This window comes from Thermodesulfatator autotrophicus (genome assembly GCF_001642325.1).
Classification (GTDB): Bacteria; Desulfobacterota; Thermodesulfobacteria; order Thermodesulfobacteriales; family Thermodesulfatatoraceae; genus Thermodesulfatator; species Thermodesulfatator autotrophicus.
The window spans coordinates 1-12,095 of the sequence record NZ_LSFI01000061.1 but is presented as its reverse complement, the minus strand read 5'-3'; the positions used below and the strand labels follow the sequence as shown (position 1 = coordinate 12,095).

General features: G+C 44.9%; 10 protein-coding genes, 1 other RNA gene and 1 pseudogene. 10 read left to right on the top strand and 2 right to left on the bottom strand.

All coding sequences use genetic code 11. From position 1 onward, the window contains the following. Nucleotides 1-165: 165 nt before the first annotated feature. The 5 genes and pseudogenes from TH606_RS10295 to TH606_RS10280 all read left to right on the top strand — a co-directional run bounded on the left by TH606_RS10295 (nucleotide 166) and on the right by TH606_RS10280 (nucleotide 3,521). Nucleotides 166-474, top strand: a complete 309-nt coding sequence (locus tag TH606_RS10295; protein ID WP_068543707.1) for a cell division protein ZapB — start codon at nucleotides 166-168, stop codon at nucleotides 472-474. A gap of 17 nt (nucleotides 475-491) precedes the next feature. After that, nucleotides 492-737: pseudogene (locus TH606_RS12130) on the top strand (cell division protein ZapA); the annotation flags it as partial. A gap of 23 nt (nucleotides 738-760) precedes the next feature. Next, nucleotides 761-944, top strand: a non-coding RNA gene (gene ssrS, locus TH606_RS10290) — 6S RNA. A gap of 203 nt (nucleotides 945-1,147) precedes the next feature. Further along, nucleotides 1,148-2,752 (top strand): ribonuclease Y, encoded by a 1,605-nt coding sequence (gene rny / locus TH606_RS10285; protein ID WP_068543704.1) that lies wholly within the window; start codon nucleotides 1,148-1,150, stop codon nucleotides 2,750-2,752. Beyond that, nucleotides 2,742-3,521 (top strand): TIGR00282 family metallophosphoesterase, encoded by a 780-nt coding sequence (locus TH606_RS10280; protein WP_068543702.1) that lies wholly within the window; start codon nucleotides 2,742-2,744, stop codon nucleotides 3,519-3,521. The genes rny and TH606_RS10280 overlap by 11 nt, the downstream gene beginning before the upstream one ends. Here the strand turns inward: TH606_RS10280 and TH606_RS10275 are convergent. Then, nucleotides 3,518-4,207, bottom strand: coding sequence for a transcriptional repressor (locus TH606_RS10275; protein ID WP_197460565.1), 690 nt, complete (start codon nucleotides 4,205-4,207; stop codon nucleotides 3,518-3,520). The two genes, TH606_RS10280 and TH606_RS10275, sit on opposite strands and share 4 nt — an antisense overlap. 111 nt (nucleotides 4,208-4,318) lie before the next feature. Here TH606_RS10275 and TH606_RS10270 point away from each other — a divergent pair, with 111 nt between their 5' ends. The 3 genes from TH606_RS10270 to TH606_RS10260 are packed head-to-tail and all read left to right on the top strand — an operon-like array spanning nucleotide 4,319 to nucleotide 8,281. Continuing rightward, nucleotides 4,319-5,299, top strand: a complete 981-nt coding sequence (locus TH606_RS10270) for a KpsF/GutQ family sugar-phosphate isomerase (protein ID WP_068543694.1) — start codon at nucleotides 4,319-4,321, stop codon at nucleotides 5,297-5,299. A gap of 14 nt (nucleotides 5,300-5,313) precedes the next feature. Further along, on the top strand, nucleotides 5,314-6,891 hold the full coding sequence (locus TH606_RS10265; protein WP_068543691.1) for a glycogen synthase: 1,578 nt from the start codon (nucleotides 5,314-5,316) through the stop codon (nucleotides 6,889-6,891). A gap of 13 nt (nucleotides 6,892-6,904) precedes the next feature. Continuing rightward, the gene (locus TH606_RS10260; RefSeq protein WP_068543689.1) at nucleotides 6,905-8,281 is read left to right on the top strand and encodes a TrpB-like pyridoxal phosphate-dependent enzyme; all 1,377 of its coding nucleotides are present in this window, start codon (nucleotides 6,905-6,907) and stop codon (nucleotides 8,279-8,281) included. A gap of 27 nt (nucleotides 8,282-8,308) precedes the next feature. On the opposite strand, the gene TH606_RS10255 is transcribed toward TH606_RS10260, so the two are convergent. Further along, the gene (locus TH606_RS10255; RefSeq protein ID WP_068543685.1) at nucleotides 8,309-9,820 is read right to left on the bottom strand and encodes a YifB family Mg chelatase-like AAA ATPase; all 1,512 of its coding nucleotides are present in this window, start codon (nucleotides 9,818-9,820) and stop codon (nucleotides 8,309-8,311) included. 102 nt (nucleotides 9,821-9,922) lie between these two features. Between TH606_RS10255 and truD the strand changes: the two genes are divergently transcribed. Continuing rightward, nucleotides 9,923-11,074: a tRNA pseudouridine(13) synthase TruD gene (gene truD / locus TH606_RS10250; RefSeq protein WP_068543683.1), complete on the top strand. Its 1,152-nt coding sequence runs from the start codon at nucleotides 9,923-9,925 to the stop codon at nucleotides 11,072-11,074. 265 nt (nucleotides 11,075-11,339) lie between these two features. Beyond that, nucleotides 11,340-11,990 carry a DVUA0089 family protein gene (locus TH606_RS10245; RefSeq protein ID WP_068543680.1) on the top strand — a complete coding sequence of 217 codons (651 nt, stop codon included), beginning with the start codon at nucleotides 11,340-11,342 and terminating at the stop codon, nucleotides 11,988-11,990. Nucleotides 11,991-12,095 lie beyond the last annotated feature (105 nt).

Genomic DNA, 12,095 nt, shown 5'->3' with positions numbered 1-12,095 from the left:
CCTTGCAAGAAAATTTGCCTGTCCCTATTTTTATCGGCTAAATTCTGGCGGGCCTTAAAAAGTTTGCCTGTCCCTTATATAAGCGATAAAACTTTGGCGGCTCGGGTTTAAAAAATCAGCCAACGGATTATATAAATTCTTAAAGCTTATAACAGGAGGCTAACCGTGGGTATGGACGAAATAGCTATTCTTGAAGAAAAGATTGAAGCCTTAATAGGGTATATCAAAAAAATTACCGAAGAAAAAAATTACTTAATGGAAAAGATTGCCCAGAAAGACGCTGAAATTGAAAATCTAAAGTTAGAACTAGCCCAGCTACAGGACGAAAAGAGCGTGGTAAAAAGCAAAATCGGCGAAATCCTTCAAAAGATAGAACAAGTAGGTTTAGGGAGCCCAGAGCCTACAACCACTCAAGCTTCTTCAGAATTGCCTTTAAAAATAAGCAAGGAAGAAACTTCTACTACTGGATTTTAAATTTTGAGGTTTAATCTTTGGAAAGAATTGTTGAAATAAAAATTCTTGATCAGGTTTTTGCTTTTAAGACAGACCTTCCTGAAGAAATGGTGGAGGAAATAAGAGAAATTTTGGCTAAAAAAGAAAAAGAAATTCGCCAAAAATACCGACTTTTGCCACCACTTAAGGTGGCGGTACTTCTCCTCTTACAAATTTCTTCAGAATATGTAAAAATAAAAAAAGAGCATGAAGAGCTCAAAGAGGCCTTATTAAAGAAGGCCTCAGAATTAGACGAATATTTGAAAGAGGTTCCCTGGGGTGCGCGTGATTAACCAATTAGCCCGCCGAGCCAACAGCGAGACCAAGGGGAGGCTCCTCTCCTTCCGGAGGTATGCTCCGCTTCGGCGGAGAAACCGCAAGGAAGGACGAGCCGCCCACTTAAAAAGTGAGGGTCTCGTGCGGGCCGGTTAACACGGCACCCTGGGGCTTAATTTCCCCGTAAGGGTTTTTAATTTGCCGCTAGGCGGCCGGTGAAGGGAATAAAATTTAAAGCCTCTATGAGGCTTAAAAATATAAATTCTTATGGCTGTGGAGTTTTTAAGCCTCAAATAGTGATTTAGTTTGTCCTAAACAGCCTGTCCTTTCACTGTCCGCCTTCCCTTGCGGGGTTAATCCCCAAAATAAGGAGGTTTTTATGGAACTGTTACTGGTGGTGATTGCCCTGGCCGTAGGTATAGGCGTGGGCGTCCCGCTCGGCATAAAAATTAAAGAAAAAAAAGATAAAGAAAAACTGGCTTCAGTCGAAGAAAAAGCCCAAGAAATAATCAACAGGGCCAAAGAAGAAGCTGAACGTCTAAAACAAGAAGTTAAGATTGAAGCTAGAGAGGAGGCCTATCGCTACAAAGAAAAAATAGACCAGGAATACGAAGAAAAACAGCGCAAGTTAGCTGAACAGGAAAAACGTCTTCTAGAACAAGAAAGTAGACTTCTAGAGCAAGAGAGCCGACTTTCAGAAAAAGAAAGCAGTCTTGAGCGCCGTAGTGAACAAATTGAGCGCCGAGCCGAAGAATTAGAACGCAAAGAAAAGTATTTAAAACAGCAAGAAAACGAAATAGAAAAACAGAAAGAAGAACTTAAAGCTCTGGCAGAAGCCCAGCAAAAAGAACTTGAAAAGATCGCCCAACTCACCCACGAGGAAGCCAAGGAAATTGTCCTCAAAAAGGCCGAAGAAGAAGCCAAAGAAGAAGCAGCGCGTATGCTCGTGCGTATAGAAACCGAAGCTAGGGAAGAAGCTAATCGCCGAGCCAGAGAAATTCTGGCCCTGGCTATTTCTCGCTGTGCCACGGAAATGGTCACCGAAAAGGCTGTTTCAGTGGTACCTCTTCCCAGTGAAGATATGAAAGGCCGTATTATTGGCCGGGAAGGCCGAAACATAAGGGCCCTTGAAGCTGCTACCGGGGTTGACCTGATTATTGACGATACCCCTGAAGTGGTAGTGCTTTCAGGCTTTAACCCTTTGCGTCGCGAGGTGGCTCGCATTGCCCTTGAACGACTCATTTCTGATGGCCGCATCCATCCAGCCCGTATTGAAGAGGTGGTCAAAAAGGTTGAAGAAGAACTTGACGTCACCATTAAAGAAATAGGTGAGCGCGCGGCCTTTGACGTGGGTGTCTATGGCCTTTCCTCTGAACTTTTGCGTTTACTTGGTAAGCTCAAGTACCGCACCAGTTATTCCCAAAATGTCCTGCAGCACTCCATAGAAGTGGCTTACCTCTGCGGAGTCATGGCTGGGGAACTTGGCCTTGACGTGAAAAAAGCCAAACGGGCTGGGCTTCTCCACGACATAGGCAAGGCTGTTGACCAGGAAATGGAAGGTCCTCACGCCCTCATCGGCGCAGAACTGGCCAAAAAATACGGCGAAGACGAAGAAATCGTTAACGCTATTGCTGCGCACCACGAAGACGTTCCACCTGAATCTATTCTTGCCATCTTAGTCCAAGCAGCTGACGCTGTTTCTGGAGCAAGGCCTGGCGCCAGAAAAGAACTGCTTGAATCTTATATAAAGCGCCTGGAAACATTGGAAAAGGTAGCTACTTCCTTTCCGGGGGTACAAAAGGCTTACGCTATCCAGGCGGGGCGTGAAATCCGCGTAATAGTTGACAGTCATAAGTTATCTGATGCCGAAGCAGTACATCTTTCAAGAGATATTGCTAAAAAAATAGAAAAAGAGCTAACCTACCCTGGCCAGATAAAGGTTACGGTAATTCGTGAGACGAGGGCGGTAGAATATGCCCGTTAAAGTCCTTTTTGTAGGCGATATAGTTGGCCGTCCGGGGAGAAAGGCCATTAATAAATTTCTCCCCGGATTGATAAAAGAGTTATCTCCTGACTTTGTTATTGGAAACGCCGAAAATGCGGCCGGGGGCTACGGCTTAACAGAAGCTGTAGCCCTTGAATTGTTTAACGCTGGCTTTGATTTGCTCACCTCTGGCAACCATATATGGCGGCGAGAATTTCTTCCCTACCTAGCCAAGGCCGAGCGGGTGTTGCGCCCAGCTAATTATCCCGCTGGAGCTGTAGGTAAAGGTTACGCTATTCTTGAAAAAAATGGTCTTAAACTGGGTGTCATTAATTTAGAAGGGCGGGTTTTTATGCGCCATCTTGAGTGCCCATTTAGAGTAGGACTGGCCCTGGCTGAAAACTTGAGAGAAAAGACCCCTTACATCCTTGTAGATTTTCACGCTGAGGCCACTTCGGAAAAACTTGCCCTTGGCTGGTATCTTGACGGCAAGGTCTCAGCTGTAATTGGCACCCATACCCATGTACAAACTGGAGACGAAAGAATTTTCCCGAATGGAACAGCTTATTTGACCGACGTAGGTATGACTGGAATTCGCGACGGAGTAATCGGTATGCGTCAGGACCAGGCTATTGAAATGTTTCTCACTCAAATACCTAGAAAGCTTGAAGTCCCTAAAACCGGTCCTAAAAAACTTGAGGCCGTCTATTTAGAGATAGAAGATACGGGAAAAACAAGCCTTATCAAGCGTTTAAGGGTTGAAGACTAATCTACCGGAGTTACGAAAATTTTTTGGGCAAGGCCCTGGCCTATGGCCAGCCGTGTTCCTCTTACATTAACCACTATAGGCCCACAATTGTTAATCACTTCAAGCACATCACCTTCTATCAGGCCCATGGAAGCGAGACGCCCCTGTGCTTTTCCACACCCTGTCAGGCGCTCTACCTTGACCTTCTCTCCAGGAGAGACCAGGGCTAAAGGCAAAGAAGGCCTTTTACGACGCGCCTGGCACTCCCGGCATAGGCCATAAATCTCCAGGCGGTGGTCAAGGGGTTTAAAACCATATTGGCGGGCAATTTCATTCTGGGTTTCCTCAAGCTTTGGAAAATAAAATTCTTCTATTTTGCCACAGCTGGTACAGATTAAATGGTCATGGTGCTCACCCAGATGGCGATGTTCAAAAACAGGAGGAGTTCCCATAAACTCCTTACGCTGGGCAAACCCCAAACAGCAAAAGAATTTAAGGGCCTCTTCTACGTCTTTTAAAGATACAGAAATACCCTTGGCTTTTAGCCTATCAGCCAATTTTTCAGCACTTAGGTGTTCGTCAGTTTCAATAAAAGTTTCAAAAATCTTTAAAAGTAATTTTTTCTTGTCTACTGGTAACTCTTTAAGAAAGCGCCTAAAGTCTTTTTTTTCTTTTTCGTGGATATATTCTTGGGTTTCTTTACTCATTGTTTTCATCGTTTGTAGAGTTTATATACTCTTTCTTTTATTTGCAAATTTTAGGGACAGGCAAAATCCTTATGTCTGGCAGAAATTCCAAAATTTAGTAATTTATGGACTATGGAACAGGAACTCATAATAAAATCAGCCAAAGAAGTTTTTTCTATAGAGATAGAAGGTCTGGAAGAAGTTCAAAAAAAATTAGGCCCTGAATTTGTAAAAGCCGTTGAGCTAATTCTTAACACTCGCGGGCGAGTAGTAGTAACCGGAATTGGGAAAAGTGGCCTGATTGGTCGCAAAATAGTGGCCACCCTTTCTTCTACAGGCACTCCTTCTTTTTTCCTGCATCCAGCTGAGGCCCTTCATGGTGACCTGGGTATGGTAGTGGGGGATGATATACTCCTCGCCATATCAAACTCCGGCGAAACCGAAGAAGTTAACAAGCTTTTGCCCTCACTCAAAAATCGTGGCGTAAAAATTATAGCCCTAACAGGCAATCCTTCTTCAACTCTGGCCCAAAAAGCCGACGTGGTAATTGACATAGGTGTTCCGCGTGAGGCCTGCCCTTTGGGTGTAGCCCCTACCTCAAGCACTACCGCCACTCTGGTAATGGGCGACGCCCTGGCTATGGTGCTTGCCAAACTGCGCAATATTCGCCTTGAAGACTTCCGCCGCAATCACCCTGGTGGTTCTCTTGGAGAAAGGCTTAAAGTGGCAGTGGCTCAAATAATGCTAACTGGAGACGCGTTACCTTTAGTTTCTCCAGGAGATAGCATGTCTCAGGTCATCAAAGTAATGGATGAAAAACGCCTGGGTTGTGCGTTGGTGGTTGAAGACGGAAAGAAAATCTGTGGTATTGTAACTGACGGAGACCTGCGGCGAGCCCTTTTAAAACATGGTGACTTTAGAAACCTTCCCGTTAGAGAAGTTATGACCCCTAACCCTAAAACCATAGCCCCCGAAGCTCTAGCCGCCGAAGCCCTTTATCTTATGGAAAAAAAGCTGATTACGGTTTTGCCTGTTACCGATGAGCAAAAAAAAGTAGTGGGGATTTTACATTTGCATGATATTTTAGGTAAAGGCCAGTTCAAATTTAATTAATTCCTGGAGGAAATATGTTTCAAATCAAAGATCTTTATACTTTGACCAGAGAATACAGAGATATTGCCGGGGCCGGTGGCTTAAAAGATGTAGCCCAGGAGCTATCAGAAGCCCTGGTGAGAAAAGGCATCAAAGTAACGGTTTTCATGCCTCGCTATGGCTTTTTAGATCCGGAAAAGCTCGGCTTCTGGCAAACAGGCATATATTTTTCAGTAGATATGGACTACGCCCACGAAGAAAGACGAGAAGACGTTTCTCTCTGGCAGGGAGAGCTTAACGGTGTGCGCATCTTTCTTATAGAAGCCGACCGCTACGCTGAAAAACTGGGAATTTATACCTACACCGAGGAAGAAGAAAAAAGGGAGCCCTGGAAAAAGAAAGGCTCTGCCCATTTTGATTACTTTGCGATGAATCTACTGCTTCAGAAAACGGCTCTTTGTACGGCCATATACTTTGAGGAAAAGCCAGAGATTATCCATTGCCATGACGGACATACAGCCTGCACTCCGGCTTTAGCCCGAGAAATTATGGGCTTTCGGCATTATTTTCCCTATTCGGGTTTTCTTATCACCATACACAACGCCGGTCTCGGTTATCATCAAGATGTAGCTGACCTCCCCTTTGCCAAGGCCAATACCGGCCTTCCCTGGTGGGTTATAAATGACTCTTTGCTAAACGGCTCTTTTAACCCCTTCCTCTGTGGGGCCAAGTACGCCGTAATAAACACAGTTTCTGAACAATACGCTAAAGAGTTACAGGAAACAGACCTTGATGCCCATACCGGTTGGCTAGGGCACGCCTTAAAGGAGAGAGGAATCAAACTTTACGGTATCACCAATGGCATCACGCCGGAAGATTTTGACCCACGTAAACCTGAAAAATTAGGTCTTCCCGCTGGATTTGACCCTCTCAAGGGTGATTTTTCCGGGAAAAAGGTCTGTCGTAAGGAACTTTTGCACAAAATAAAAGAGCGTGATCTTCGCGTAAAAGCCTTTGGTAGTCCAGATGACCGCGAGAACTGGCCTCTTCTTACGGCTATTTCTCGTTTGACTGAACAAAAAGGTATAAACATACTGGCCCAGACCCTTAGAATGCTTTATGAACAGGGCGAAGAGTTCCTTACAGTAATCCTTGGCACCGGAACCCCAGAAATAGAAGAAAGTCTTATAAGCATCGCCAGAGATTTCCCTGACCGCATGGCCCTTCTTCTGGGTTACGATCCAAAACTTGCTAACTTAATTTACGCCGCTGGAGATTTCTTCGTTATTCCCTCAAATTATGAACCCTGCGGCCTTACCGACTTCATGGCCCAGCTTATGGGAAATCTCCCCATAGTGAGACACACAGGCGGTCTCGTAAAGGTAAAAGACGGCTTTAATGGTTTTGTTTATGTGGAGCAAAAGCCTGAAGAATTAGCTGGCGCTATTTTGCGGGCCTTTGAAGTTTACCGCAAAGAGCCAGCCAGGATAAAACAAATGATAAAACAGGCCATAGAACACATTTACGAAAAATACACCTGGGACAAGGTTTCTGAAAAATATTTAGAGCTTTACCAGAAAGCCCTGAGCTTACGGCCTATTTCTAATGATTAGCAGGAGGAATCCAATGGACGAGACCAAAATTTTACTTCCAGAAAAAGAACTCCCTGAGGCCTGGTATAACATTATTCCGAGGCTTCCCAGCCCCCCTGCGCCGCCATTAAACCCTCAGACTAAAGAACCTGTTAAACCAGAAGACCTTGAACCGATTTTCCCTAAGGCCCTTATTGAACAGGAAATGAGCCCTGAACCCTGGATAGAAATTCCAAGCGAAGTCAGGGATATCTATAAACTATGGCGGCCAACCCCTCTTCATCGGGCCCGCAATCTGGAAAAGGCCCTGGGGACTCCAGCTCGCATCTACTTTAAGAACGAGAGTGTAAGCCCGCCCGGGAGCCATAAACCCAACACCGCTGTGGCCCAGGCTTATTATAATAAAAAAGCCGGCATTAAAAGACTTGCCACTGAAACTGGAGCTGGCCAGTGGGGAAGTGCCCTCTCTTTTGCCTGTAAACTTTTTGGCCTGGAATGCACGGTTTACATGGTAAAGGTCTCCTTTGAACAAAAGCCCTTTCGCAAAAGCCTTATGCACATCTGGGGAGCAGAGGTTTTCCCCTCCCCTACTAACCGCACCCAGGCAGGCCGCAAAATCCTTGAAGAAAACCCGGATTCCACCGGGAGCCTGGGCATAGCCATTTCAGAAGCGGTAGAAGATGCAGCTACCCATGAGGACACTAACTATGCCCTGGGGAGCGTATTGAACCACGTTTTACTCCATCAAACAGTTATAGGCCTTGAGACCCAGAAACAACTTGCTCTGATTGGAGAAAAACCTGATATACTCATTGGCTGTGTGGGCGGAGGCAGCAACTTTGCCGGCTTTGCTTTTCCTTTTATTGGAGACATAATAGAAGGTAAACTTGAGGCGGAAGTTATAGCTGTTGAGCCTACTAGTTGTCCCACCCTGACCAAAGGCATTTATACCTACGATTTTGGTGATACCGCCGGTTTAACCCCGCTCCTTTTAATGCACACTCTTGGGCATTCTTTTGAGCCACCAGCTATTCATGCCGGAGGTCTGCGCTACCATGGCGATGCTCCTCTGGTATGTCAGCTGGTAAAAGACGGCTTTATAAAACCCAGGGCCTATCCTCAAAACCCTTGTTTTGAAGCTGCTCTCCTCTTTGCTCAAACAGAAGGAATTATCCCGGCTCCTGAAACCAGCCACGCTATCAAGGCCGCGGTTGATGAAGCTTTAAAATGTAAAGAAACAGGCGAAGAAAAGGTTATAGTGTTTGGTTTTAGCGGGCATGGCCATTTTGACCTGGCGGCCTATGATGCCTATCTTGAGGGTAAGTTACAGGATTACGAATATCCAGAAGAGAAAATTAAAGAGGCGTTAAAGAGCTTAGCTCACTTCCCCAAGTTTCCTACGGGTATTTAAAGGTGGGCGGAAAATCCGCCCACCTCTTTACCATAACGGACGGTCAAAGAAGCGATATTGCAGGGCTTCTAAAAGATGAGGTGTTTTTATGTCTTTTTCGGCCTCAAGGTCAGCAATGGTGCGGGCTATTTTTATAACCCTGTGCCAGGCCCTGGCGGAAAGATTTAATTTATCCGCTGCTTTTTCAAGAACAGCCCTTTCTTTAGGCCCTAATGAGCAATAACTATTTATTTCACGGTTACTCATATGGGCATTTAAAAAGCCTTCCTTTTTAAAGCGCTTTTTCTGCTTTTCTCTGGCCTTTAAAACTCTTTCAGCTACAGTTTTAGAAGATTCTCCCTTTTGGGCCTGGCTTAAGTCTTTTATTTCCACGGCTGGGACTTCTATTTGAATATCTATACGGTCAAGAAGAGGCCCAGAAATTTTTTGACGATAACGCCGCACTTCTTGAGGTGTACACTGACAGGCCTTGCGTTTATCCCCGTAATAGCCACAACGGCAGGGGTTCATGGCTGCTATCAGTATAAACCTTGCTGGGTAAGTAATGGTCATGTTAGCGCGTGATACTGTAATTTGGCCTTCTTCAAGGGGCTGGCGTAAAGCCTCAAGGGTATTGCGCCTGAACTCTGGTAATTCGTCCAGGAAAAGCACACCCCTATGAGCCAGAGAAATTTCTCCAGGCCGAGGGGGATTACCGCCTCCGATCAAGCCAGCGTCAGACACCGTGTGGTGTGGGGCTCGAAAAGGCCTTTTCCATAGTACTGCTTTTTCTTCAGAAAGAAGGCCGGCTACACTGTAAATGCGGGTGGATTCAAGGGCTTCTTCGTAAGAAAGCGGCGGAAGAAGCCCGGGAAGCCTTTTGGCCAGCATACTTTTACCAGACCCTGGTGGCCCCACCAGTAAAACATTGTGGCCACCAGCGGCCGCTATTTCTAGGGCCCGCTTGGCCTGTTCCTGGCCAATGATTTCAGAAAGGTCTGGATAGTCTATGGGGACTGTTTCAAAATTTTTAGGAATTTTGGGCGGCTTTGCTTCTCCACGTAAGATGGCTGCTGCCTGAGCCAGGTCTTTGGCGGCAAAAATCTGGAGGTCTTTTACCAAGGAGGCCTCTTTAGCGTTCTCAAAAGGGCAAAAGAGAGAAAGCCCCTTTTCTTTGGCCAGTAAAGCTACAGGGAGGATACCGCGCACGCCCTTGAGTTTGCCGTCTAAAGAAAGCTCTCCGTAAAAAATGAACTGCTTAATCTTTTCCTGTGTTAAAACCCGCATGGTGCTAAGAAGCCCTATGGCAATGGGAAGATCAAAGCCACTGCCTTCTTTTTTAAGGTCAGCAGGCGCGAGATTTACGGTAATTTTCTGGTCGGGGAAATCAAAGCCAGCATTTTTAAAGGCGGCTCTAAGCCTCTCTTTACTTTCTTTTACTGCTCCCTGCGGGAGACCTACTAGAGAAAAACCTGGCAAACCGTAAGAAATGTCAACTTCCACTTCTATGAGACGGGCCTCAACTCCCCACAAAGCTGCTGAAAAAGTTTTGGCAAGCAAAACAACCTCTCTTTTTTGATATTAATTCGGAAAAAATTGCAAAGGACTAAACCTAATTCTAATTTTGCCTGTCCCCAAAATAACGTGTTATAACTTGGCCGTATGCGTATCAAATATAAACCAGAAGAATTCATTGTTTACGAAGTGGCTGACATAAAAGCTGAACCTAAAGGTGATTATGCCCTTTATCGTCTTTACAAACGCGGGGCCACTACCTGGGATGTAGTGGGTGACATTGCCAGGCGCCTGCGTCTTAAAGCCTCAGCTATCCAATACGGCGGACTTAAAGACCGCCATGCCATCTCTTACCAATACTTAACTATCCGCCACGGCCCCAAGAAGGATATAAAAGGCAAAAATTATGAGCTCTTCTATCTTGGCCAGACCAAGCATCCCATGTCAAAGGCCCGGCTTAAAGGTAATTTTTTCCGTATTCTGGTGCGAGAGGTTCAAGTCGTCCCGGAAAAGCTTTCACGAGAAAGAGACCTGGTTTTGCGCTACGGCGTAGCGAACTACTTTGACGAACAGCGTTTTGGCTCTGTTAAACGCGGGCAGGAGTTTGCCATAAAAGAGCTTATTATGGGCAACTACGAAAAAGCCTTATACCTTTTGCTGGCAGAAGGAAGCCAGTATGAAATGAAAAAAACCGAAGGCTTTCGCCGCTGCCTTAAAGAAAACTGGCTCAATTTTTCAGCCTGTGTAGAACTTGCACCAAGCCCCTGGGAAAGGCGACTTTTAGAATTTTTGGCTGGACACAAACCTTCAAAACGCACTTTTAAACGAGCCTTTGCCCTGGTTGATCGGGAGTATCTTTTGATGCTCTGCCACGCTTATCAAGCTTATATCTGGAACGAAACCGTAAAGCTCTACCTGAAAAAATTGGGCCTAAAACTTTGGCCTGTCCCTTATCTTCTGGGTGAATTGCTTTTTTATCGCGATTTTCCCGAAGAGCTGACCGAAGCCATCCTGAATCAAAAAATTCCCTTACCCAGCCCAAGACTCAAGTTAGACCCGGAATTGAAAGAACTAATGGAAGAAGTGTTAAGACGCGAAGGAATAGAAGGCCTTGAAAAATTCCGCACCCTGGCCAAAGGAGCTACTTTTAAAACTTATCCCCGTGAAGTAGCCATTATCCCGCAGAAACTCAAGTTTGAAATAGTTAACAGAAACCAGGTGTGGCTTGAATTTTTCTTGCCCAAGGGAAGTTATGCCACCATCGTGCTTAAAAGACTTTTTCTGTTACCAGAAAACTAAAATTTAAACAGCATTAATCTAGCAGAATTTTAAGATACAAGTTCTTGTGAGTGATTATTCTTCCCTTTTTATTAGCGTGAGAATACAGAATCCATAAAGCAATTCAGGAACAGTTTAAAAAACAGCTAAAAAGCACACCATACAAATTTTGTCAAAATATTCTTTAAAGTTCTTTTTTGTTTGTCACACATTTTTTAAATCTGAGCCATCACTTTGTAATCTCCGTATGACTTAATTCCCCCAAAAATATTGAGGAGGGGGGTTTATGAAGAAATGGCTTTTTTTAAGTGTCTGGCTTTTCCTGGTAATGACTAGCCGGAGTTATGCGGTTTTATTCCAGGAGATAGGAGACGCGGGGAAGACATTAGATACAGCTATTTTGGTGGCAGAGGGTACTACTCAAATTAATGGTTACCTAGAATTTCCAGATGCATTTAATAACCTGGCAGGTGCAGATCTTTTTACTTTCTGGTGGGGTGGAGGTTCCTTTGAAGCAGTAACCAGTGGCCAGGGTGACTTTCAGCTTTTTTTGTTTGATCAATATGGCCGAGGCTTATGGAGCAATGATGATATAAGTCAACTTAACCTTAATGCTCGTATATCTGACCCTGATCTAGCTCCAGGAATCTATTATCTGGGCATTTCCTCTTATGATTATGATCCTTATAACATCTTTGATGAAGAAATTTTCTCCGATGGCCCTTATGATGCCCAATTAGCTCCTCAGGCAACAGAAGACTATTTGGCCTACTGGGATGGAGCAGCTTGGGAGGGGGATATATACTACACCATCAGCTTTTCTTCTCCCGCAAATGTTCCCGAACCCGCCACTATAGTTTTACTAGGATTAGCTCTGGGGATTTTAGGCTTTTTAAGCCAGAAAATCAAAAAATATAAGGAGGGGGAAAATGTTTAAAAAATTTCGTATCGTTTTTATGGTGTTTTGTTTGGTTTTGTTTCAGGTCTTTGGGGCCTACGCGTTAACCAATCGGGTAGTATTTCAGTAATTGTGTCCGAAAAA

What these genes read in the sequence shown, in the direction of transcription:
- rny (WP_068543704.1), top strand. Translation starts at nt 1,148, where the DNA reads ATGGAACTGTTACTGGTGGTGATTGCCCTGGCCGTAGGTATAGGCGTG.
- TH606_RS10280 (WP_068543702.1), top strand. Translation starts at nt 2,742, where the DNA reads ATGCCCGTTAAAGTCCTTTTTGTAGGCGATATAGTTGGCCGTCCGGGG.
- TH606_RS10275 (WP_197460565.1), bottom strand. Translation starts at nt 4,207, where the DNA reads ATGAGTAAAGAAACCCAAGAATATATCCACGAAAAAGAAAAAAAAGAC.
- TH606_RS10270 (WP_068543694.1), top strand. Translation starts at nt 4,319, where the DNA reads ATGGAACAGGAACTCATAATAAAATCAGCCAAAGAAGTTTTTTCTATA.
- TH606_RS10265 (WP_068543691.1), top strand. Translation starts at nt 5,314, where the DNA reads ATGTTTCAAATCAAAGATCTTTATACTTTGACCAGAGAATACAGAGAT.
- TH606_RS10260 (WP_068543689.1), top strand. Translation starts at nt 6,905, where the DNA reads ATGGACGAGACCAAAATTTTACTTCCAGAAAAAGAACTCCCTGAGGCC.
- truD (WP_068543683.1), top strand. Translation starts at nt 9,923, where the DNA reads ATGCGTATCAAATATAAACCAGAAGAATTCATTGTTTACGAAGTGGCT.
- TH606_RS10245 (WP_068543680.1), top strand. Translation starts at nt 11,340, where the DNA reads ATGAAGAAATGGCTTTTTTTAAGTGTCTGGCTTTTCCTGGTAATGACT.